The sequence below is a fragment of the Pontiella sulfatireligans genome (assembly GCF_900890705.1).
Classification (GTDB): Bacteria; Verrucomicrobiota; Kiritimatiellia; order Kiritimatiellales; family Pontiellaceae; genus Pontiella; species Pontiella sulfatireligans.
The window spans coordinates 25855-49675 of the sequence record NZ_CAAHFH010000004.1 but is presented as its reverse complement, the minus strand read 5'-3'; the positions used below and the strand labels follow the sequence as shown (position 1 = coordinate 49675).

13 protein-coding genes are annotated in these 23821 nt (G+C 55.0%); all 13 read left to right on the top strand.

All coding sequences use genetic code 11. The annotated features are described in order from the left end of the window. The first annotated feature begins 37 nt into the window (after positions 1–37). The 13 genes from SCARR_RS27345 to SCARR_RS27285 all read left to right on the top strand — a co-directional run bounded on the left by SCARR_RS27345 (position 38) and on the right by SCARR_RS27285 (position 23489). Positions 38–1801 carry a mechanosensitive ion channel family protein gene (locus tag SCARR_RS27345; RefSeq protein WP_136065863.1) on the top strand — a complete coding sequence of 588 codons (1764 nt, stop codon included), beginning with the start codon at positions 38–40 and terminating at the stop codon, positions 1799–1801. A 20-nt stretch (positions 1802–1821) separates the two neighbouring features. Next, positions 1822–2655, top strand: coding sequence for a porin family protein (locus tag SCARR_RS27340; RefSeq protein WP_136065861.1), 834 nt, complete (start codon positions 1822–1824; stop codon positions 2653–2655). A 908-nt stretch (positions 2656–3563) separates the two neighbouring features. After that, a complete protein-coding gene (locus SCARR_RS27330; protein ID WP_168433666.1) occupies positions 3564–8225 on the top strand; it encodes a PAS domain S-box protein in 4662 nt (1553 codons plus the stop codon). After that, positions 8225–9151: a response regulator gene (locus tag SCARR_RS27325; protein WP_136065857.1), complete on the top strand. Its 927-nt coding sequence runs from the start codon at positions 8225–8227 to the stop codon at positions 9149–9151. The genes SCARR_RS27330 and SCARR_RS27325 overlap by 1 nt, the downstream gene beginning before the upstream one ends. Before the next feature lie 268 nt (positions 9152–9419). Further along, positions 9420–9962, top strand: a complete 543-nt coding sequence (locus SCARR_RS27320; protein ID WP_136065855.1) for a DUF1269 domain-containing protein — start codon at positions 9420–9422, stop codon at positions 9960–9962. A gap of 54 nt (positions 9963–10016) precedes the next feature. Beyond that, a complete protein-coding gene (locus SCARR_RS27315) occupies positions 10017–11669 on the top strand; it encodes an efflux transporter outer membrane subunit (RefSeq protein ID WP_168433665.1) in 1653 nt (550 codons plus the stop codon). Positions 11670–11692: 23 nt separating this feature from the next. Next, on the top strand, positions 11693–13180 hold the full coding sequence (locus SCARR_RS27310) for an efflux RND transporter periplasmic adaptor subunit (protein WP_136065851.1): 1488 nt from the start codon (positions 11693–11695) through the stop codon (positions 13178–13180). Next, the gene (locus tag SCARR_RS27305) at positions 13177–16569 is read left to right on the top strand and encodes an efflux RND transporter permease subunit (RefSeq protein ID WP_136065849.1); all 3393 of its coding nucleotides are present in this window, start codon (positions 13177–13179) and stop codon (positions 16567–16569) included. The genes SCARR_RS27310 and SCARR_RS27305 overlap by 4 nt, the downstream gene beginning before the upstream one ends. Before the next feature lie 74 nt (positions 16570–16643). Beyond that, positions 16644–17999, top strand: coding sequence for a patatin-like phospholipase family protein (locus tag SCARR_RS27300; protein WP_136065848.1), 1356 nt, complete (start codon positions 16644–16646; stop codon positions 17997–17999). Positions 18000–18030: 31 nt separating this feature from the next. Then, a complete protein-coding gene (locus SCARR_RS27295) occupies positions 18031–18669 on the top strand; it encodes an ion channel (protein WP_136065846.1) in 639 nt (212 codons plus the stop codon). Between the two features lie 140 nt (positions 18670–18809). Then, a complete protein-coding gene (locus SCARR_RS27290) occupies positions 18810–22130 on the top strand; it encodes a mechanosensitive ion channel domain-containing protein (protein WP_136065844.1) in 3321 nt (1106 codons plus the stop codon). A 215-nt stretch (positions 22131–22345) separates the two neighbouring features. Further along, positions 22346–22504: a hypothetical protein gene (locus SCARR_RS28470; RefSeq protein WP_168433664.1), complete on the top strand. Its 159-nt coding sequence runs from the start codon at positions 22346–22348 to the stop codon at positions 22502–22504. Then, complete coding sequence (locus SCARR_RS27285) at positions 22461–23489, top strand: OprD family outer membrane porin (RefSeq protein WP_168433663.1); 1029 nt, start codon at positions 22461–22463, stop codon at positions 23487–23489. Before SCARR_RS28470 ends, SCARR_RS27285 begins: the two co-directional genes overlap by 44 nt. The last annotated feature ends 332 nt before the right edge of the window (positions 23490–23821 follow it).

Here is a 23821-nt window from a genome sequence, read left to right as displayed (position 1 = left end):
GTATGTACTAATATAGAGGTTCGTTCCGGAGATATTTATGATCCAGTGGTTTTCAAGAGATTTCAGAATCGCGGTTCTGTTGCTGCTGACGGCGTCGTCATCGATGGTTTGCGCGAGGGATATCGTCGAATATGCACTGGAACCCATGGACCTATCCAGTCCGCGTGCCACATTGGATAATTTTCTGACCACGGCCGATGCCGCGCTGGTATTGATGCGGGATGAATATTGGGAAAACCCGACTCCAGCAGTCGCCGAGCGTCTTCACGCCCAATCAACCGAGGGTGCGCGGGCGCTCGACCTCAGCGAAATTCCTCCCGCCGCACGCTATGAATTCGGGCGCGATGGCTATCTCTATCTTTACGAAGTGCTCTCCCGCATCGAGCTTCCTCCGGAAGAGGAAATCCCCGATGCCTCTGAATATCCCGATCTCGAAGACAACACCGACGGGCTGGATGTCAGCTGGACGATTCCTCATACAGAAATCACATTGATCCGTCAGAAGGACGGGCCCCGCAAAGGCGACTTTTTATTCAGCCCGGCAACCGTTGCCCGGGCTGAAGAGTTTTATAAAAAGACCCGTGCCCTGTCTTACCGCCGCGATGTCCCGGTGGAGAACTATGCGGAAATGCGCACCTATCTGAGCCCCGCCGGCTGGATGGTTTCCACGAAGACCATCAACTCATTTCCCGACTGGCTTAAGCGCGGCGTCTATGATCAGGCGGTGTGGAAGTGGATCGCAGTGCTGCTCCTGCTCGTTGTTAATGTGCTGGTGATTATGGGGGTTCACTGGATCAGCCGGAAACGGTTCGCGGGGTCCTCCGTCAAAACCTATCTGTTCCGGCTGGCCACACCGATTATGCTGGGCTGGCTAACGCCGGTGCTGATCAATTTAGCCATTCGGCAGTTGACCCTTACCGGTAACGTGTCCGGATTTTTTGTGCTGGTGGGCGAGTTTGTCCGCTATTTCTCTTTGGCTTGGATCATCTGGGTGGGTTCCATGGTGGTGGCTGAATTGATCATTGCTTCGCCGAAAATCGGCGATCAGAGCCTGAATGCCCACCTGCTGCGGCTCGTTGCACGTACCTTGGGCATTGTTTCGGTGTTTGTGATCGCCTTTCAGGTGAGCAACCGGCTTGGAGCGCCGCTCTACAGCTTGGTGGCCGGACTCGGCGTCGGCGGCATCGCCATTGCCCTCGCCGCCCAGAATACGATTGAAAACTTTATCGGCAGCCTCAATCTGTTTGCCGACAAGCCGGTGCGGGTCGGCGACTTCTGCCGCTATGGTGAGGATCCTTCCGATCAATGGAAGCGCGCGGGTACGGTCGAGTCCATCGGGTTGCGCTCAACCCGTATCCGGGGCATCGACAACACCGTCACGACCATTCCCAACGGTGAATTTTCCCGAATGCACATCGTGAACTTTAGCCGGAGCAGCCACCGCTTCCTGCTCAACGTTCTCAAGCTGCGGCATGAAACCACCGAAGAGCAGCTGCGGCATGTGCTCGACGAACTGCGCAGCATGCTGAAGGAGCACCCAAGGGTAATGGACGAGGATCCCCGGGTTCGCTTCATCGGGTTTAATGATTATGCGCTGAACGTGGAAATCAGGGCCGATGTCAACACCACCAACTTTATTGAGTTCCGCACGATCCGTGAGGATATATTTATGCGCATCATGAAGATTATAAAGGATGCCGGTACGGGCTTTGCCCGGCCGTCCCGCACGGTCTACAATACCATGGATGCAGGAATCAATAGCGAGTGCTGGCAGGCGGAAAAAGAACCAAACGAAGAATGATAAATTGAAGGAGAATGCAGATGAAGCAGGAGAAAATGACTCAGGGTTGGATGCAGTTGTCGGGACGGGGCGGCGTGCTGGTGCTTGCTGCGTTGCTGTTGGTTGGCGCGGGGCCGGTTGAGGGCGCAGAAGCGGTTGAAGACGCCGCCAAAACGAATCCGTCGGTGACGGAACTCAGCGAGAACTGGCAGTTCAGTGTCTCGGCCTACGGATGGATGCCGTCGATCAAGGCCGATTCCCGGGTGGGACCCGATATTGATATCACCTTGAAGGATATTCTCGATAATCTGGATGGGGTCATCATGTTGAAGGCCGGGGCCCGCAAAGGAAGGTGGAGTCTGTTTCAGGACCTGATCTATCTTGATTTGGAAGACGACGCAACGGTGAAGCTGCCGGAATCCGCCAAGCTAAAGCTTGATCTGACGATGAAATCCTGGATCTCCACGATGGGCGCGGGCTATACCGTTTTTTATAATGACGACTTCAGCGTCAATGTGTTGGGCGGAGCGCGCTTTCTTTACCTTGATTTGGATCTGGATGCAAAGGTGAAGGGGACGGACTATAAAGATAACGTATCCGGTTCTCAAAACGCGTGGAACGGCATTGTCGGGCTTTCCGGCAAGGTCCAGTTCCCGAAACAATGGTATGGCGTGTATTACGCGGATATCGGAACGGGCGATTCCCACCTTACGTATCAGGCTATGGGGGCTGTGGGATACCGGTTTGAAAAATTCGCGGTGTCGGGAGGCTATCGTTATTTGAGGTGGAACTTTCACAAGGATGATGATCTGGGTGCTGCAATGAAAAATCTAAAAGTAGCCGGCCCATTTGTTGCTTTGGACTACAACTTCTAAATCGCTCTGCCGGCACACGCTGTTTACGAACGGTGCAGGCAGGGTGGCGGCTCCTGCCTTTTTTTACGTCCCATCTGCGGTGAATCTGCAACGTAGATGCGACGCCCTCGTCGCGTTGCATGCGCAAGGCCAGATTCTACGGAACGCGACGAGGGCATCGCGTCTACGATCTCAACCATCCGATTGTTTCCCCTCTAGTTGGGGCATAAACCTTTTTTTCATGTGGTTAGGCTTAAAATAGCAAGAGGCTGTAAACATGACTGTTTAACCCCTGTTTATCTCAAGTCTTGAAGCGGTGGTCGGTCGACTTTTGCTGCCGGCACATATCAAACGCCAGCATCTACGATTCGAATGACGGATTCGACGTTCCCTTTACGTTCCATGTGAGCAGTAGGTTTTAGCGGGCCACAGTTGATTGCGAAGCTGGAGCAGAATATCTCCCGCACCCTGACCCTGATCTCTGCAGCGGCCATCCACTGGCACCTTACCGTTCCTTCCTGGCTGATGAGCAAAGTGAAGACCGAGAACTGAAGAACCTCCGCGTTTCCAACCCTTGGAAAAACCGCGCTTTTCCAATCTTTGGAAACAGGAATGACTCCTTAACCTGACGAGCTGGATCGTTGGATGAATGAATTTGGGGCGGCCCCCAGCCGGAAAAGGAACATGGCCGGTGCAGTCGGCCACCAGCCGGAAAAGCAACATGGCCGGATTGTTGAGACCATTCGGGATTCTTTATGATCAGGATCTTTCATTGCATGGGGGGGGAGTAATCTTTACAGTTTCAAGCGTTTTAACTGGTCGTTGCCAAACAGACACTCCGGGGGAAAATGTCCACATTCCGTTCAATGGTATTAGCTGGAATCTGCATAGCGGGTCTGTGTGGTTCGGTGCGGGCGGAGAGCAATACGATGTCGTCCACCGCCATCGAGCTGACCCAGAAGGAAATATCCTGGCTGGAAGCCCATCCAGACATCACGCTGGGTTACACCGATTCGTTGGAGCCCTCCGTCATTGCGGGGCCGAACGGCCAGCATACCGGCATGCTGGTCGACGCGCTGGAGCAGCTGAACCAGCGCCTCGGGACCCGGATAAAATTGCGTTTAGATGATATCCCGACGGCGCTTGAAAACGCGCAGACTAAAAAGGTGGACGGCATTGTTACCCTTCATCCTGAATATGCCGAAAATCTTGGGCTGTTATCAACCGAGGTATTCTGGCCCGACTATCCCGCCGTCTTTGCGCGCCGCGGCACCTCATTCAAGGGCCCTGAGGATTTTTCTGACCAACGAGTCGCTCTCATCGACAAGGTCTACATCACCCAGAAGATGATCGACGAGCACGGCAAGCGGACCACGGTCGTTAAAGTGAAAACCGCATTGGACGGACTGCGGGCCGTCGCCAATGGAGAAGCGGACCTGTTTCTGGGCAGCTCGTACAATTCGTACTATCTCACCAAGTACCAATTGCTGGAGCTTGTCACGGCCCATGTATTTTTAGACACGCCCACATGGCAGTGTGTCGGGGTGCGTTCGGACTGGCCGGAGCTGGTAAGCATTCTCAACAAAGGGCTATCCGGGTTCTCAGAGAGCGACGCACACAACATCATCCGCACGTGGAGCTACCTCCCCGCCGACAAGAAGCGTTTGGAGCTTACTGACGAAGAGCAGGCCTGGCTCGCACAGGAATACACGGTCCGGGTTCATGTTGCGAACAATCCTCCCTTCATGATCACTGGCAACGGCGAACCCTCGGGGATAGCGATCGACTACCTGCGGGCGGCCTCCGAAAACATCGGGATAAACTACGAATGGGTTTACGAACCCGCGTCTGTAGGTCTGGCTCACAACATGGTTGAGGAAGGCAACGGTCCCGACCTGCTCCCAGCCACCATGGCAGACGACAGGTGGGAGAGCTCTGTCTCCTTCACCACCCCGTACATGGTCTCACCCGTCGTCATTTTCACGCGTGAGGACTCTGGTGTCATCCTGGGTATGGACTCTCTTGCCCATCAGCGCGTGTCGGTCGGGCGTAAGACTCCGCTCTCTCTGCACATCATTGAGAACTATCCAGATATTCAACTCGTCCAGTTCGATACTGCCGAGAAAGCGATGCTGGCGCTTGCCTCTGCCGAGGTAACGGCATTTGTTGGAAACATCGCAGTCGGGACCCACATCATCCAGGAGCGCCAGCTGTCGAACGTGAAGGTTGCAGCCCCCGGGCCATTGAGTGACCGTGAATTGGCTTTCGCCGTTCGGAAAGATTGGCCTGAACTTCTTGGTATCCTGCAAAAGGCGCTGGATCACTTGACTGTCGAAGAACACGCAGATATTCACGGCAAGTACCTGGCGGTTCGCTATGAACACGGTATGTCTCCTGGGGAAGCTTCCCGTCGCGTGATTACTGTTGTTTCTGTTGCCTTCCTTATCATTCTGCTGTTCGTGATGTGGAACAAACAGCTGCGGCGGCAGGTTATCGCTCGCACGGCTGAAATTCTTGAAAAGGAATCCCGCTTTCGTCGCCTGGTGGAACAGACTCCGATGGCCATTGAAATCCATGATCTGGAAGGGAAAATCGTCCAGGCCAACCCGGCCTTTGCATCCATGCATAATCTGGAAGGAGAGGCCCTGAACCAGATACTGGAACACTACAATGTCCGCAAAGACGAACAGGCGGAAGAGCTCGGGCTGCAGCCGTACATTGAACGAGTTTATGCCGGCGAAGATGTCATTTTCCCACCGTATAAATATTCAACCGACGAGGCGACGAAGAGTGTCGGGCATGAAACCGCCCCTCATGAACTCTGGACGCAGGTGCGCGGGTTCCCGTTGAAAAACAGTAACGGCCAGGTGATCAACGCCGTCTTTTTTGCGGAAGACATCACGGAACAAAGGGAAGCTCAGCTTGCCTTGAAACAGGAGCGCGAATATACCGATCACCTGATCCAAAGCGCCAACGTGATGATTGTAAGCATGGACACGAAGGGCCTCATCACCAACATGAATCCAGCCGCTGAAACCGTCACGGGTTATCAGGCGGACGAACTCATTGGGCAAAACTGGATGGAGATGCTTATTCCGCCCGAACATTTCCCCGAAACCCATGCGGCGTTACAGGAAGCGCTTTCCGGCACGGTTCCGGAACACTACGAAAACGTGATTTTAACCCAATCGGGTGAAGAGCGGATTATTTCGTGGAGCAATAGTGAAATCAGGCGGCATGATACCGTCATCGGAATCACGTCCATCGGGGTCGATGTCACGGAACAAAAGCAAGCACAGGCATTTCTGGTGGAGAGCGAGGACCGATTGCGCCTGGCCACCGCCGCCGCGCGGGTGGCGATCTGGGACTTTGACCCCCGTTCCAATGCTGTCTTTTTGTCCCCCGAATGGAAGCAGCAGCTAGGCTACGAGGATGACGAATTCGAGAGCCGGATCGAAGAATGGGAATCCCGCCTGCATCCGGACGAGCGGGAAGAGGCCTTCGATATGGTCGAGGACTACCTCGCCGGGCGGATCCCGGAATACGCGAAGGAGTTCCGCCTGCGTCACAAGGACGGTTCCTACCGGTGGATCTACACCCGCGGGGAGAAGCAGTTGGATGACGCCGGCAATCCGGTTCGCATACTGGGCTGTCACGTCGACATCACGGAACGAAAGCTGGCCCAGGCACGTCTGGAGGAGAGCGAATCGCGGTTTCGCGCCACGTTTGAACAGGCGGCCGTGGGCATCGCCCATGTATCCCCGGATGGCCACTTTCTGAGGATCAATCAGAAGTTCTGCGACATCGTCGGCTATTCCCGCGACGAAATGCGGGCACTGACCTTTCAGGACATAACGCACCCCGACGATCTGGACGCCGATGTCGCCGAAGTGCAGCGCCTCCTCGACGGCGAGGGCGATACCTATTCTAAAGACAAACGATACATTCATAAAAACGGATCAATCGTCTGGATCACTCTTATAGTCTCCCTGATTAGAGATGACGACGCTCAACCGAAATGGTTTGCTGCTGTAGTGAAGGACATCACCGAACAAAAACTGGCGGAGATGGCGCTGCAGGAAAGTGAAGAGAAATTTAGAAGTTTTATTGAGCAATCTCCGACTACCTTTGAGCTATATGATACGGATGGAGTTTTAGTTCAGGTCAATCGGGCTTTTGAAAATTTGTGGAATCTTCAAGCGGATGATGTTGTTAATAAATTTAATGTTCTTGAAAGTTCTCAAGTTGAAGAAGTGGGGCTTTTGCCTTATATTAAAAGGGCTTTTGCCGGAGAAGAGATTGGCGCGATTCCTGATGTGGATTTTAATGCTTCTCGAGAAGATGTCGATAATAAGGAAAAAAGCAGAGAAAGATGGTTAAGCAACATAGTGTATCCAGTGAGAGATCTCCAAGGCAACGTGACGCATGTTGTTATGATGCATGAAGATATTACCGAACAAAAGCAGGCCGAGCGAAAGGTACGTGACAGCGAGTCAGAGTTCAGAAGTCTGATTGAGCAGTCACCGATCTCCATCCAGATACTCAACCCCGATGGGAAAATCACCAAAGTCAATCAGGCCTTTCAAAAGTTGTGGGGAATAAGCGATGAGGATCTGGAGGAGGTGATGGATACGTATAACACGTTTGAAGATGCTCAAGTGGAAAAACTTGGGCTGTTGCCTGGGATTCGCAGGGCGTTTGCCGGGGAGGACGTGATTCTTCCGGTGGTGGAATACGATGCCCCCGAAACCATGGAAAACTTGGACTTGGCACATGTCATGTCCAATAAACGGTGGATTCAAGCCCGCCTGTACCCGGTTAAAAATACGGAAGGGGAACTTCTGAATGTGGTGTATATGGAAGAGGACATGACCGAGCCGCGGCTTGCAGATATCCGTCTTCAAGAGTATCAGAAACGTCTCCGAGCACTGGCGTCCGAGCTCACCCTGACGGAAGAACAGGAACGCCGCCGGATTGCGACAGAACTGCACGATGGCGCGGCGCAATCATTGGCGTTGGCTCGCGTCAAACTCGTCTCAGTAAACAAGGCCGTCGAGGATCCGAAAACGACCAACAAACTGGATGATCTCTCCCGGTTGCTGAAGGAATCGCTCCAGCAGATTCGGGGCGTATTGCTCGATCTCAGTTCGCCGGCGTTGAATGAGATCGGCCTGGCTGCGGCGCTGTCGGAATGGCTGGAAGAACAGGCCGGGCGCAGAGAAGGCCTGCACACCTCCTTTTCAAATGATTGTGAAGATATACAACTGAGTGAAGACATGCTCGCCATGCTCTTCCGCAACGCGCGCGAACTGCTTATGAATACGATCAAACACGCGGACGCCAGCCGGATCGCCGTTAAACTACATTGTGTTGATCAGGTGCTGCATATTGAAGTGCAGGATGATGGCAAAGGCTTCAACCCCGACAAACGCCAGAAACAACCGGGGTCCGAAGGGGGATTCGGTTTGTTCAGCGTCTATGAACGCATGGCCGATATGGGCGGAATGCTGGAGATTGAATCCGCCCCCGGCCAAGGGTGCAAGGCCACACTGAAAATGCCCATGCCCCACTGCTGTCAAGGAGAAAAATAATGTCGATATCCATATTGCTGGTTGATGATCATGCCCTGTTCCGCAAAGGGCTTCGTGCCATGCTGGAGGAGGACGACCTGAATGTCGTTGGCGAGGCCGGAGATGGCCTGGAAGCCTACGACAAGGTGAAAGAACTGCAGCCGGATGTGGTGGTCATGGACATCACCATGCCCAACAGCGACGGCATTGAAGCCAGCGGGAAAATTCTTGCGGACTTTCCCGACACCAAAATCATCGCCCTCTCCATCCATGGCGGAAAACGGTTTGTTGAGAACATGCTCCAGACCGGCGCGGTGGGCTATATCCTTAAAGACAGCGCACCCGAAGAACTGGAAACGGCGATCCGAACCGTGCATCAGGGAGGCCAGTATCTCAGCTCGGAAGTCACCGGACTGGTGGTTTCCCAATATATGGAACTGCTTTCCCGCACCCAGACCTCGGCCAGTAAGGCCAAACTCACCAAACTGGAAAAGGAATATATCCTGTTGATTGGCGAAGGATGCGACGCCGATGAAATTGCATCCCGCCATGAACTTGATGCCGATGCGCTGGCCGACCTTGAGGAGCAGATAATCAAGAAGCTGGGCATGTCTTCCAAAGAAGAGTTCATCGAATATGTGGGTGCCCAGAAATGGTTTTCCGGCCATGACGGCGTTGAGCAGTCGTTGAAAAAATCCCTTAAAGAACGTTCAAAGCAGCATGAAACTAAACAGGATGAGCTTATCGAGCCGTTGACCAACCGTGAACTCGACACCTTGGAGTTATTGATGAAACGGCTCTACAACAAAGAGATCGCCGACGAGCTCTCTGTTTCGGTTGAAACCGTAAAAACGCATGTAAAAAATATTTTCCAGAAGCTGGACGTCGGCAATCGGCGCGAAGCGATGCTGAAAGCCGAAGAGCTCGGTCTGGTTTCCAAAGACTGACCGCCATCCGCTCTCTTGTTTTAAACTGCCGCAAAGGAATGTCATACGTATTTATTGAACCACTGAATACACCGAATACACGGAACAAAATCAGGCCGTCTCGCTTTTCCGTGTATTTGGTGTATTCAGTGGTTGGATATTCCTTAGCGTAGTTTCTTAGATAATTCCTTTCTTAACGGACCTCCCCCGTTTCTCCCTCTCTCAGGGGGAGGTGCATTTTTCTCCTGAAGCTAGAGTCTTCGCATCGTTTCAAAGGAGAAGATGCGGAATGAATGAACTGATTGTAGCCGGCTACCCCAGCCCTCATGCGGCACTGCTCGCGGAGAGCACACTTTCCAGACTGCAAACCGAACTGTCGATTTCGTTCAGCGATGTTGCCGTGCTGTCACGGCTGGCGGAAGATCAGACCACCATTCGTGAATCCATCCGCCTGAATAAAAAAAACGGTGGCGACCGGGGGTTCTGGAAACGCTTTGCGGGGCTGCTCTTTCCTTCCCAAGATGAAACGGTTGAGCTCAACTCTATACAGGCGATGCTGAACTCGATCGGAATCGATGAAACCGCGCAGAAGCGGATTGAGGAGGCCCTTCCGATGGGATCCACTGGCGTGCTCGTGTTGACAAGCGATCGTTCAGGGGAGCGGGTCGAAGGAATGCTTTCCGGATTTCAGGGAACCGTTCTCAGGATTCGGCTGCTTGACGAAGACCCAAGGCTCAAACTGCAGGAGTCCCCCTCCCGGAAATCAACTCGCACTCGCTTTGCCGCCGAAAGCTCTGCTGACCGGCAGGGCCACCGCTCTAACCATGGATGAGAATATGAGAATTGGGTACAGATACGAATGCGCAGTGCGGCAAAGGGAGAATACATGATGAACAGTAAATGGAATAAACGGAGGAGACTGCGCGAGCTTCGTCCAGTCAAACGGACTTGCGAGATAGGGAAGATATTCAGAACTCTCTCTCCCCTGCTCACGCTGTTTCTGGTTTACGGCTGCAGCACGGTGGGCCCCGAACACAAGGCTCCCGACCTATCGGTTGCCGAACAATGGAGCGATGCAGAAGACGTCCGCATTGAAGCAGGAGAAATCGATCACAGCGAGTGGTGGAATACCTTTAACGATCCAATCCTCACCGAGCTGATTGAGCTCGCTCACGAACAGAACCTGCCGCTGCGGATTGCCGGCATCCGGATTATGGAATCCCGGGCCCACCTCGGCCGGGCCGTGGGAGCACTCTACCCCACCCAATCCGCCTTCGGCAGCTACAGCCGGATTAAGTTAAACGGAGCCGACAATCCATCGCCGAATTCGGCCCTGCCGAACTCCTCCGATGGCTCCGGCTATTATAACGACTATCAGGCCGGGCTGGGTGCCGCATGGGAGCTGGACTTATGGGGCCGCAACCGCCGCGGAGTGGAGTCTGCCGATGCATCCTATATTGCTTCGATTGCCACCTATGATGACATGCTGGTTTCTCTAACGGCGGATGTGGCGACATCCTACGTGACCCTCCGAATGTTGGAAGAGCGGCTGGCGATTGCCCAGCGAAATGCGGAGCTGCAGCAAACGGGGCTTGAAGTGGCGGAATCCCGGTTTGAAAACGGAGCGGCCGGCGAACTGGATGTTGCGCAGGCCAAGGCGCTTCACGGCTCCACCGTAGTGCTGGTAATCCAACTTAAAACCTCGTTGCAGCATGCCCGGAACGGTCTGGCGATCCTCGTTGGAAAGCAGACGGATGAAGTCCGCTCTATTCTTGGTGAACCGGGTTCGATTCCGGTTGCTCCGGAGTCGGTGGCCATCGGAATCCCGGCCGACCTCATCCGGCGCCGCCCCGATATCCGCCTGGCCGAACTGCAGGCCATGGCCCAGTGCGCGCAGATCGGCATTGCCAAAGCCGGGCTTTTTCCAAGGTTTGGAATCGGTGGTGCCTTCGGTGTGAGTTCCCCCCATTCGGATGGGTTGTTTTCTTCCGACAACCAGACCGGATTTATCAGCCCCTTCTTTTCCTGGAACATTCTGAACTATGGCCGCATTTCAAATCAGATCCGCGCTGAAGATGCGCAATATCAGGCCTTACTGGTTAACTTCCAGCAGACCGTACTCGTGGCGCAGCGCGAAGTTGAAGATGGCGTTTCCGGCTTCCTTGGAGCGCAGAACGGGGTGGATCAGCTTGAAAAAGTGGTGCTTTCGGCAAAACGTGCAGAAGAACTCGCGCTGAACCAATACCGCGAAGGCGGTTCATCCTACTCCCGGGTGCTCGACAGCCAGCGCTTCCTCTCGGTTTGGCAGGATCAGCTCACCGTAAAGAATGCCGATGTATGCATCAACCTCATCAGCATCTACCGCTCCCTCGGCGGCGGATGGCAGCTGAGGGAAGGTAAGCCGCTTATTCCAGATGCAACCAGGGAAGAAATGAAGGAAAGAACCGGATGGGGCGGACTCCTGGCCGAAGCCGAAGAAGCACCTGACCGCGAAACCGAACCCAGCGACAGCGTACGGCTGCCTGACTCACTATTTTAAAAAAGAAACCGGAGATATTAACTATGAAACGTATAGCCCTCAGCCTGATTTGTTTACTGGCCGTCCTGTCGGGATGCAGCCAAAGCGTCGAACCCCCGGAGCGCCCTCCCCGTCCGGTTTCGTATGTTACCCTTAAAACCACAACCCCGGAATCCGCCCGGCGTTTCTCGGGCACCGTTGATGCATGGAAAAGTGCACAGGTCGGATTCGAGGTGGCCGGTCGCGTCGAGTGGGTCATCGATATGGGAACCGAGGTGGCCGGTGAAACCCGCGACATCAGCGGCAAAAGTGTTGCCGCCGGAACAGTTATTGCCCGCCTGGACGACGAGCGCTACCGCATTGCCCTGAAGGACGCGGAAGCAAAACTGGAGGCCTCCCGGGCCCATTTGATCCTTCAGCAGCAGGAGCTCGAACGATACACCAGGATGGTGGCCGAACGGTCGGCCTCCCGCGAAAAACTCGACCAGGTGGAAGCCTCCTGCAAGCAGGCCCAGTCCGAAGTGCATGTGGCCGAAGGTAATGTTGAGAATGCCCGTCTGAACCTGAGAGACTGCACCCTGGTGGCGCCGTTCTCCGGCCAGATTGCCCGTATCCATGTGACGACCGGCACCTTTGCCGTCCGCGCCCAACCGGTGGTTACTGTTCAGATGATTGATCCGGTCAAGGTTCAGTTTGCCGTAGCCTCGCAGGTGGATGCCGACATCGACTATAACGAGGCCATGATGGTCCACGTACCGGGAACCGGGGAATCGCTTTACGGCGAGGTTTATCTCAAGGACACGGCTGCGGATGCCGCCACCCGTACGTTCCTGATTACGGTACTCACCCGGAACAAAAGTATTATTGAAGGTGCAGCCGTCAGGAATGAGGCACAGGCCAGCGGCCTGTTCCGCCTGGAAAAACGCAGCTTCAACGACTCCGGCCCCTGGTTTGCGGAAAACGAGTGCCTGCACGAAGATGAGTTTGGCTTTTATGTATGGGCGGCAAAAGGGCTGCCGGGCAAAGCGGGCCGCGTTACCGCCCGCAAAGTACGTGTTGTTCCGGGAAACGAGCTGCTCGACTTTATCCAGATCTTCACCTATCGCGAACTGAAAAATTTCGGGGACCTGAATCCCGAAACCGACCTGCTGCTGCGCCGCGTTACCGGAGAGGTTAAAGATGGCGATGAAGTCGTGCTGACGCGCAAAAGATGGATGCTGCGCCCGGGTGATGTGGTTCAGGTCAGCCGGGGGGTATCCGACGGTGTTCCCGGAATCTACGTGCCGGAAGAGGCCATTCAGTTTGATGGTAGAAAACACTTTGTGTTCCTGGCCGTAGACCAGGGCGACAACACAGCAACCGCCTCCCGGGTGGACGTGCTTCCCGGCGCAACGGCCGGGGCACTGCAACAGATCTCGCCGCTTGCCGACGGACGCCTGAGCGAAGGTATGCGGCTGGTGGTGGAGGGCGCCTACTACGTTGCCGATGGAGAAAAAATAAACCCGGTTGAAAGCGAGGGGCCTTCATCATGAATCTGTCTCAATTTGCACTGAACCATAAAGCGATCGTCCTGACTGTTACGGTGATCCTGGTTGGGCTCGGGGTATCCACATTTAATAATGCGCCGCGGAAGGAAGACCCGTCGTTTACCATTCGCGATGCCGTCATCATCACCCAGTGGCCGGGGTCTACGGCCGAGGAGATGGAGCAGCTCGTTACCGATCCGCTCGAACTGGCGCTGGCGGGAATCAAGACCACCCGCAAACTCGATTCAACCAGCTATCCGGGACTCTCGGTGATACAGCTCACCACCATCGACGCGGTTACGGATGCACCCGCCGTATGGGACAAGGTGCGGCGCGAGCTGAAGCTGGCGGAACCCGCTCTTCCGCCAGGGGCGGCCAGCCCGATTCTGAGCGACCACATCAGTCAGGCCTCGGTCATGATTCTCTCGCTCTATCAGGATCCGGCGACGCTGGACAAACATCGCTATACCCCGCGTGAACTGGAGGACTTCGCCCGTTTGCTTCGCGACCGGCTGATGGACCTCCGGCCTGGAACCGTCGATGAGCAGGGCCGGTTTATTCCGAACCCAACGGCCGCTTCGTATGTTGAACGGGTGGACCTGTACGGCAACCAGGGGGAGGTCATCTATGTTGAAGCGGACATGGATAAGTGGGCCCAGCTCGGGGTGTCGACCGATGATTTAGGCGCCTATCTGGCCCTGCGCAATGTGGTGGTGCCGGGCGGAACCATCGAGACGGAGACGGCCAGCTTCAATATTCAGATCGGCGGCCGCCTGGATGTGGAAAGCGAGATTGAACGGACCATGATTGGGCGGGTGCCCACTTCACCGGGCGCCGGCGCCCCCGGGGGGCAGACCGTGCCGGTCACCGTGACCGACCTCGACTTGAAAGTCTTCCGCGGCTATGCCGACCCGCAGCAAAACATTACGCGCTACTTTGATGATGAAGGCTCGCACGAAAGCGTGACGCTTTCGTTCACGATGAAAGACGGCGTCAATATTGTTAAACTGAACGAAGCAATCTCGGGTATGCTGGCCACCGCGAACGACACCTTCCTCCCGCCGGACATCAAAATCGCCAAAGCCTCGGATCAACCGGCGGCGGTGGATAAAAAGGTCAGCGAGGTGGTCAGCAATGTAATTTCCTCCATTGTGGCGGTAATTATTGTGCTCATCTTTATGGCCGGAATCCGGACCTCGATTATTGCAACGATTGCCATCCCGGCCATCATGCTGATTACGATGGGCCTGATGACGCTCTTCGGGGTTGTGATTGAACAGATTTCCCTGGCGGCGTTGATTATTGCGCTGGGCATTCTGGTCGATAATACGATTCAGGTTTGCGACAATATCGGCTCCAAATTGAAAAGCGGAATCCCTCGGCGTGAAGCGGCCATTCAGGGTGCCTCCCAGATGGCGTTTCCGCTGCTGATCGCCACCCTGACCATCGTCGGCGTCTTTGTGCCGATGACCATCTTCCTTACCGGCTCATCCCAGGAATTTGTTTTCAGCCTGCCGGTGGTCGTGTCCCTCGCGCTGGGGCTGGGCTGGCTGTTTGCGGTAACCATTACGACCATCATGGCCTTCTACGGCCTGAAGGAGGGCGGCGAAAAGAATCCGGTGGTCGCCCTGATCGAATTCGTGATGCGGCTGTGCGGAAAAAAACCGAAGGAGCCGGTTGCAGGCGAACCCAAAAAGGACAGCCCCTACCTGAAATTATGCTACGTGGCGGTGAAGGCCAAATGGGTGACGCTCATTGTGGCCTATACCATCCTCTTCCTCATCTTGAGCATGCCGTTAAAGTCGTCGTTCTTCCCGCTCTCCGACCGCGACCAGTTTGTGGTCGATGTGTACCTGCCGTCTGGATCGCCCATTGCCCGCACCAGCGAGATAGCGAAAAAGGTCGAGGCCATGGTGGAAAGACTCTCCACAAAAACCTATGCCGACGACAAGCTCGTCGAGCTGCCGGACGGGGGAAAACGCATGCGCTCGATTGCGACCTTTGTCGGGTCCGGCGGTCCGTTTAACTATCCCGCTCTCTTTCCGAAGCCCGATGAGCCGAGCTATGCCTGCCTCTGGGTGAATACGTCGTCCGGCGACGACGTACCCGGCTTTGTGGAGGATTTGCGGCGCGCCACCACAGAAGGGCTCGGGACCCCCGGTGCAACCGATTATCTTCCGCCGCTTGCCGGTGTGCGGGTGGTCCCGCACCAGCTCGTTCTGGGCTCGCCGGTCATGTCGCCTATCGACATCCGGATTCTGGGGCCGCGCCTGGGCGGCGAACAGATTCTCCGCGACACCGGGGCCAAGGTTAAAGAGGTGCTCCGCAAGAGCGGCCTGGCCTGGGACATTCATGACAGCTGGGGCGGTTTCGCCCGCCAACTGGATGTGACCGTGAACGAAGAAAAGGCGATTCTCGCCGGCGTGCCCAACGCCGCGATCTCGCACTCGATGAATGCCTATTACAGCGGAGAGCCCTTGATGCTGTACCGCGAAGGCGATCGAAAGATTCCGGTTATGTTCCGCCTGCCGGCGGCGCAGCGCAAGAATCTGGATGAGTTTCAGAATCTGTACGTCGAGGGCTATTCCGGCAAGGTGCCGCTGGACTCTATTGCCTCCATCGAGCGCTCCTGGGCGCCGGCCAAAATCAACCGCTTCCAGCGCGAACGCAATATGAGCATCCGCTGCGAGCCCGAGACGGACATTCTGTTCAGCGAAGTGCTCGACGCCGTTAAGGGCGATCTCGAACAGATCGCCGCAGAGCTGCCGCCCGGATACCGCCTGGAACAAGGCGGGATCACGGAAGAAGCGGACAAAGGAAACCAGCAGAATACAACGGCTTTGGCGGCGGGAGGCCTGCTGATCTTTGTACTGCTCGTCATTCAGTTCGGTTCCATCATCAAGCCGTTCATGATTTTCCTCACGCTGCCTCTGGCGGCGGGCGGCGGAATCCTCGGGCTGCAGCTCATGCGCATTCCGCTCGGGTTCATGGAGTCGGTCGGATTTCTTGCGCTGTTCGGCATTGTGCTGAGTGCGGCCATCCTGCTGATTGAATTCAGCGGCGTCCTGGTCGGGGAAAAACTGGCCGCCGGAGAGGGGCTCGCTAAAGAAGGTGAAAAATCCTGCAACGGCCTCACACGGCAGGCGTTCCTGCGCTGTCTGGCCGAGGCGGGGCAGATGCGCCTGATGCCGATCCTGATGACGACCCTGACAACGGTGGGCGGCTTGCTCAGCTTAATGTTTGCCGGAGGCCCGCTGTTCAAGGGGCTCTCAACGGTGATTGTGGTCGGCCTTTCGATCGGCACGCTCTTTACGCTGTTTGTACTCCCGGCCATCATTGCCGTATTTGTCGAAAAATTCGGAGTCAACCTGGCCCCAATGCCCAAGGAGGATTGACGCTGACTGGATCGGTGCTGTGGCTAAACATCGGTCCAGACTTCAGATGAAAAACACGACAGAGGAGATCCTTGATGAATATTGTTTTTTTGCAGCAACTAAAAGGTTTAGGTGCCGGGGCGTTATTGCTCGTGCTGGCCGGGTGCGCATCCTATGGCGTGATTGACAACACGCAGCAGGTCATCGATCATCCCGACCCGGACAATTATGACTTAAATTTCAAGGATGAAAGCGAGGATGACAATGCCGTTTGGCTGGCCCTTTCAGGCGGCGGCACCCGGGCGGCCGCACTGGCCTACGGCGTACTTCAGGAACTGAATGAAACCCAATTAAACGACAAAGATGCAACGACCGCACTTGAAGCCGTCGACACGATCAGTTCGGTGTCGGGGGGCAGTTTCACCGCGGCCTACTACGGCCTCTACGGCAACCAAATTTTCGAAAACTTCGAGGATGAGTTTCTGCGGGTGAATATTGAGGGGCGTTTGATCCGCAGAATGTATCTGAATCCATTGCAATGGTTTCGCCGAACCGGGCGCAACGAACAAGCGGTTAAATACTACGACAAAAATATTTTCCATGGTGCCACCTTTGCCGATCTCAAGAAAAAGAACGGGCCGTTGCTGCTGATCAATGCGACCGATCTGGACAATGGGGTCCGCTTCACCTTTATTCAGGAATACTTTGACCTCCTCAGCTCCGACATCGCCACCTTCCCGGTGTCGCGGGCCGTCACCGCATCCTCTGCGGTTCCTGTGCTGTTCGATCCCATCGTGGCGATGAACTATGGCAAAGCGAAAGAGGAGAATAATAAGCCGTCCTGGCTTCAGGGTATCCAGTCGTCCATGCAAAAAGGGGGCTCGCCGCAGCTGCAAATGCTGACCGGCGGGATCAACAGCTATTTTGACCAGGACAACCGCCAGTTTGTCCATTTTGTGGACGGCGGCATTACCGACAATCTTGGGCTGCGGGCCATCCACGACATTTTCGAATTGGGCGGAGGCATAAAAAACACCTATGCTCAGATGAGAGTGAAGCCACCGCGACGCCTGATCCTTATTTCGGTTAACGCCAGCAAAAAGAAGATGCCCAGCATGGGGGGCAGCAACAAACAGCCCTCCTTGGCTCAAACCTTAGGCTCGGTTTCTTCCATTCAGATGAGCCGCTACACCAAGGCCACCGAGGAGCTGATGAAGGAGCGCATGGTCCAGTGGGGCGAGGAGCTTTCCACACCCGACCGCCCCGTTTCGGTGCATATGATCCATGTGCGGTTTGACGATGTTGTGGATGAGGAGGAACGCGAGTTTCTCAATACCATTCCCACCAGCTTCTCGCTCACCGATGAGCAGGTCGATGCCCTGATCAAAGCTGGACGGGAGCTGCTGCGAAACCAGCCCGAGTTCAAGAAGCTGATTCAGGAATTTAATTGAATAGGTTTAAGTTCGAATTAGTATAGAGAACATGAAAAAATTGGATCCATATCACCTGCTCCTCGCTGTTCTTCTTTTATTCATCGGCATTTTGCCGTGGCTTAATCCGGCCTGGAAACACACGGATCTTTTTACGGTCTGCGGGCTGTCCTTGGTGCTGTTGGCTGGATTGAATGTGCTGCGGGAAAGGCAAAAGCTGTTCCGTACCGGCTTAACCATCGCCGTGCTGTTCATAGTAATGAATGGCTATTTGCAATTCAGCGATTTCCCGATTCTGTTTGCATGCTCCTTTGCCCTCTTTTTTATCCTGCTGGTCTCTGTCGTGATCAACATCATCTCCATGCTGGTTTCCAGCATCGAGATCAGAAGCAGTTTTATTTCCGGTTGCATCGCCGGCTATTTAATGATCGGCATCTGCCTTGCTTTCTTTCTGACCGTGGTAGGCAGTTTTGAAACGCAGGTCTTAACGCTGCCCAACGCCGAATTTTGCTTCAACGACTTCCTCTATTTTTCGCTGGTGACGATGACCACCGTCGGGTTCGGCGATATTTCTCCACTCGATCCGGTCGTTAGAACGGCATCGATCATGACCGTGGTGGCCGGTCAGTTTTATATGGCCGTCATCGTCGCCGTTATTGTTGGAAAACTGATGAATAAATCCAATGGCTGAGGATGAACCGCTAATGCGAACGAACGCCGAGTCACTCCCCTCCGGCCATGTGCATGCGGCTGACGGCTTTGAACCGTGGTTCCACTGGGCGGATTCAGCCGAGGCCGGGGTGAGTGCTCATTGGGAAAAGGGGATTGTTTATGAACGGGTTAAAACGATGGATGAAGCTGGCTCTTCTCATGGGGGCAGTCAGCTTGCCCATGGCTTCTGTTTGCGCTCCGAATGATCCGGTTTCGGGCGGGGACATTGTAAATACGGTTGAGGCCGCCCTGAGTCAGCTGGAGGCGGATTCCGGAGTTGATGATTCGACAAAGGATGTGTTGCGTCCGATCTATCAGGAAGCCCTCGAGACGGCGAAAGGGGTGCTGGAGAACACGAAGGCCGCGGCAGGATATCGGGAAACGATGGAGACCGGCCCGGAGACCCTTGAATCGCTGAGGCTCCGGCTTGAAAGCGCAGGCTCAGAGGGGGGACTTCAGGATTTTGAAGAGGTCGATTCTGAGCAGTTGCAAAAAGGAATGGATTCACGGCGGGTAGAGCTCGCAGGGTTGACGGGAGAACTGGGCAAGGTTACGGAGAGTTTGGCACGGTTGGAGGAACGCCCCCTTGAAATCAGCACCCGCCTGCCAGAGATTCAGGTCGATCTGGCTGCGGTTCAAAGCCAGCTGAATTCGCCGGAGTACACCCAAGAGAACTTGTCGCCGGAGCGGATTGCGGATCGCATCCTGTTCGGCGCGAAACTCGCGGAGTTGTTGAGTGAGCGGGAAATGCTGCAGCAGGAGAATTTCAGTCATTCGATCCGACAGGATTTGTTGAGCGCGCAGAAAGAGCTGCTGGATCGGAAGATCGAGTCGTTTCAGAAGATATTGACTGCTCAGAGTGAGCGGTTGGGAGAGCGGCTCACGCAAGAGGCTCGAGAGATGACGGAGGCTGCGGGGCAGACCCTGCCGGACGTGGCCGCAAATGATGAGGCGGGGCAACGGCTGGTCCAGGAGATGGGAGAGCTCGCGCGGGAGTTCGAGGCCGTGGTTCGGAGTTTAAAAGAGGCGACGGCTGATGAAGAGAAAGCGGCCAGCGACCTCGCCCTCCTGACGCAGGAACACGAGTTTATTCGAGAGCAGCTGAAGTTGGGCGGGACGGGAACGGCCATGGCGGATACGATACTTGCCTTGCAGTACGGTCTACCGGGGCGTCAGGTGTTGGCCCATCGCGTAGCGGACGAGAGAGCGCGGGTCGATGAGGCTCGGTTGAGGATGTTGACGGTCGATCAGAAGCTACGCGAGCAGTCTGGGCTGGAACAGACATTTTCTGATCGGGGGAGCGCCTCCTTCATCCCGATCGTTACCACTCGGGGCGAGGTGCTGAATAAGCTGGATGCGCAGTATCGTACGTTGATTCGTACGAGAGCAGCCTGTTATGGCCAAACGTTGGAGTACATCCAGAAGGTGGCGGACGTACGGACGTTTATTTTTGAAAGCCTGTTCGGGATGAGAACCTCCCCGCCCGTCGGAATCCAAACCTTCGCGGCGCTGCCGGACGGGTTCCTATGGTTTTTCAGCCGTGCGCATGGGCGCGAGATGATTCGTGTTTTTACAGGGGCTGCGGGGCGGGCCCCTGGCCGATTGGCCGGATCCTGTTTGCTGCTGGCGGCGCTCTTTTTCTTGCGTCGTCGACTGAGTCAGTTGATCGCAGGAACAGCGATCGCTGCCCGACGCATTTCGACGGACTCGTATCGGCAGACGATGCTGGCGTTGTTGTGTAGTTTGCTCCTCGCCCTGCCGTTGCCCCTGCTCTTGAGATTCATAAGCGAATGGATGGGTCTGGCTCCGGAGCCTTCCGGATGGTTGAGAGGGATCGGTCGCGGATTTCTGACTGCGTCTCGGGTTGGTCTGGTCTTGAGCTTTTTGATTGTGGTGTGCCGAGACGGGGGGATTGGCCGGTCTCATTTTAGATGGAAAGAGGAGATCGTTCAGAAAACCCGGCATATCTTGTGCCTGTTTTCGGTCGTGATTCTTCCGGAGGTGATCCTGCTTTCCGGCACGGTCTTCGGGGGGGGCGGACTTCATTTAGAGAGTTTGGGGCGGATGAGCTTTATCGGGTTGATCCTGTATGTGGAGATTCTGTTATGGCAACTGTTCCGCTTTGATGACAGCGTTTTTTCTTATCTGATTGAAACGTATCCGGATCGATGGTTTGTGCGAATGCGTCATCTGATACTGGCTCTTCTATTATGCGGCCCTTTATTTGCGGCGGGAAGTGCGTGGGCCGGATACCTGTTTGTTGCGGGGGTTGTCATTTTAGACCTGTTGGTCATCCTATGGATCGTCGCGGTCTGTACGGTCATATACTGGCTTCTGCTGCGTGGGTTTATGATCAAAGAGCGACGGCTGGCATTGGCTCAGGCGCTGGAGGCGCGGCGGTTGCGGGCCGAAGAGGCCGAGGCGGATGCGGAAAGCGTAGAGGGCGAGGTGGTCCTGATTGATCCCGAGGAGGAGGAAGGGGCGGATTTGGAGTTCATCGGCGGGCATGCCAGACACCTTCTCCGATCGTGCATGATTGTGCTGGGGTTGATGCTATTGATCATGTTTTGGGATAGTAAGCTCCCGCTTGATCAGCTGCTAGCGAGCGTTCCGGTCTTCGGGAGCCTGAATCTCCTTCAGCTCGTTTGGGTTGTATTTCTTGCGTTCATTTCCGCCATCGCCATCCGAGATCTGCCGAGTGTGTTGGAGCTAATGATCTCCCAGGAAAGCCGTCTTCAGGCGGGGACGCGCTCGGCGATTTCGACCCTCGGTCAGTATACGGCGGGTGCAATCGGGGCGGGCCTTATTTTGCATATTCTGGATGTGGATTGGTCGAAGCTCGGCTGGATTGCGGCGGCATTGAGTGTGGGAGTGGGGTTCGGCCTGCAGGAGGTAGTCGCCAATTTTATTTCCGGACTAATTCTGTTGTTTGAGCGTCCGATTCGAGTGGGGGATGTGGTTACCATCGAAGGGACGACCGGAACGGTGATGAAGATTCGGCTACGAGCCACAACGGTGATGAACTGGGAACGGCAGGAATTGGTTGTCCCGAATAAAGCACTGATCACCAACACGATCCTGAATTGGACCTTAAGTGCCTCGCTGAACCGTGTTCTGATTGCGGTGGGCGTGGCGTATGGAAGCGATACGGAAAAGGCCCGGAAGATTATGCTGGAGGTTGCTTCGAACCATCCGATGGTATTGGACGATCCATCGCCCATGGCGACGTTTGAGGAGTTTGCAGGCAGTTCTCTGACCCTGTGTTTGCGAGCTTATCTTCCGAATATAGAAAGCCGGCTTTCTACGACCACGGAGCTGCACTCGGAGATCAATAAAAAATTCGCACAGGCCGGCATTGTAATTGCATTTCCGCAGCGGGATCTCCACTTGAAAACCGGCTGGGGCGAGAGCCCCTCGACCGGAGAGAAAATGGTCCCATGACAATCCGGTGTCTGCTTCTATGCTTGTTCATCGTTCTGACTGTCCTGCCTGTGGCATGGGCAGGTGAGGCGAATCTTGCTGAACGTCCGGCGCCAACATCGGTTTCGGATGCTCATGGTGCATTTCAAAAATCACTTCATTACGCCGTCTATTCCGAGGTCTTATTTCCTGGTCTGAGAGAATATCTGGAGGAACATGCTCCGGCAATTTCGGGTATGAATGCATCGATTGAACCGCGCTTCTACTATTTTAAGCGCGACAATCCGAACGGAAGCAAGTCCGAAGCCTTTACCGGTGGCGGCCGGGTGCATGTTGATTCCGGCTGGCTCTATGATTCGATTTCTCATCGGGGCAAGCTATTACCGCTCGGATAAAATCAGCGGCGATTCCGATGAGGGGGGAACAGGACTCCTGGCCCCGATACAGAAGAGTTATGATGTGCTTGGCGAAGCCTATGTGGCACTGCGCCACGAAGAGCATAAGATGACCCTCTACCGCCAGATTATTGATCTTCCCTATCTTAATAAATCCGATTCAAGGATGGTTCCGAATACCTTCGAGGCCTATATGCTGAGAGGCCTATTTAGAGATCAGCCCGTCGTCGGTGATGTGGAATATGCCGCCGGCTATGTGGATCAGATAAAACGGAAGACTTCAGATTCATTCATCAGCATGGCTCAAGCGGCGGGCGCGGTGGGCGTGGACCGCGGCCTGTTCACGGCCGGCATAGCCATTCAGCCCACCACAAACTTTCTGATCGGAGCCGTCGACCATTATGTTGATGATGTGTTCAACACCCTCTATCTGGAATCCAACTATACCCGCGAGCTGACCGATGACTTGGACCTGCGCTTTGATACCCAGTTCACCCATCAGCAGAGCGTTGGCGATGAATTGCTGATCGGAGATGACTTCAGCACCTGGATGCTGTCGGGGCGTCTTGCAGCCAGCTGGAAAGGCCTGATGTGTACTGCCGCCGCCGCAAAAATTAATGAGGACGCACGAATCAGAAACCCCTATGGTTCCTATCCCGGTTTTGTGTCGTTGATGCAGTCGGACTTTAACTCTGCCAACGAAGAGTCCTGGTTGCTTGGCGTTTCATATGATTTTGAACGAGTCGGCTTAAAGGGCCTCAGTTCATTTGTCAACTATGCCCGCGGCAACAATGCGCAGACATCATCCGGGGCCGACCTTCCCGATACCGAAGAGGTTAACATTACGGCGGACTACAAGGTGGATGAAGGCATTCTGCGCGGGTTCTGGCTGCGCGTACGCTGGTCCCATCTGGATTTCTCCGGTGATGCCGGCAACAGTGATGAACTCCGCGTCATCCTCAATTATGAGTTTCCGATACTATAGATCCGGCAGATAAATACTGAGATTTAAACGCAACCTAGGGTTGCTCGTGGGATGGAGGGACGATGTCCTCATCGTCTGCGGACAGCGGGGACGCTGTCCCTCCATGAAAAGCAATCCGGACTCATAGTTGTGTAAGCTGATTCACAATATTTAAGTACCGAAGCAATATGATTATATAGGCCGACCGGACATAATTAAACTTCAGCGTTTCCAATCATTGGAAAACCCGCTTTCTTCCAAGGTCTGGAAACGTCCAGGGATTGGAAATCCGGGATGATCCTCCCCCGTTTTTCCCCCTCTCTGGGGGAGGTGTGTTTTTCTCCTGACGCTAG

Excerpts from the sequence above, each read along its gene's own strand:
- SCARR_RS28470 (WP_168433664.1), top strand. The coding sequence starts at position 22,346 with ATGAATGCATCGATTGAACCGCGCTTCTACTATTTTAAGCGCGACAAT.
- SCARR_RS27325 (WP_136065857.1), top strand. The coding sequence starts at position 8,225 with ATGTCGATATCCATATTGCTGGTTGATGATCATGCCCTGTTCCGCAAA.
- SCARR_RS27345 (WP_136065863.1), top strand. The coding sequence starts at position 38 with ATGATCCAGTGGTTTTCAAGAGATTTCAGAATCGCGGTTCTGTTGCTG.
- SCARR_RS27320 (WP_136065855.1), top strand. The coding sequence starts at position 9,420 with ATGAATGAACTGATTGTAGCCGGCTACCCCAGCCCTCATGCGGCACTG.
- SCARR_RS27290 (WP_136065844.1), top strand. The coding sequence starts at position 18,810 with ATGAACGGGTTAAAACGATGGATGAAGCTGGCTCTTCTCATGGGGGCA.
- SCARR_RS27295 (WP_136065846.1), top strand. The coding sequence starts at position 18,031 with ATGAAAAAATTGGATCCATATCACCTGCTCCTCGCTGTTCTTCTTTTA.
- SCARR_RS27310 (WP_136065851.1), top strand. The coding sequence starts at position 11,693 with ATGAAACGTATAGCCCTCAGCCTGATTTGTTTACTGGCCGTCCTGTCG.
- SCARR_RS27340 (WP_136065861.1), top strand. The coding sequence starts at position 1,822 with ATGAAGCAGGAGAAAATGACTCAGGGTTGGATGCAGTTGTCGGGACGG.
- SCARR_RS27300 (WP_136065848.1), top strand. The coding sequence starts at position 16,644 with ATGAATATTGTTTTTTTGCAGCAACTAAAAGGTTTAGGTGCCGGGGCG.
- SCARR_RS27315 (WP_168433665.1), top strand. The coding sequence starts at position 10,017 with ATGATGAACAGTAAATGGAATAAACGGAGGAGACTGCGCGAGCTTCGT.
- SCARR_RS27305 (WP_136065849.1), top strand. The coding sequence starts at position 13,177 with ATGAATCTGTCTCAATTTGCACTGAACCATAAAGCGATCGTCCTGACT.
- SCARR_RS27330 (WP_168433666.1), top strand. The coding sequence starts at position 3,564 with ATGTCGTCCACCGCCATCGAGCTGACCCAGAAGGAAATATCCTGGCTG.
- SCARR_RS27285 (WP_168433663.1), top strand. The coding sequence starts at position 22,461 with ATGATTCGATTTCTCATCGGGGCAAGCTATTACCGCTCGGATAAAATC.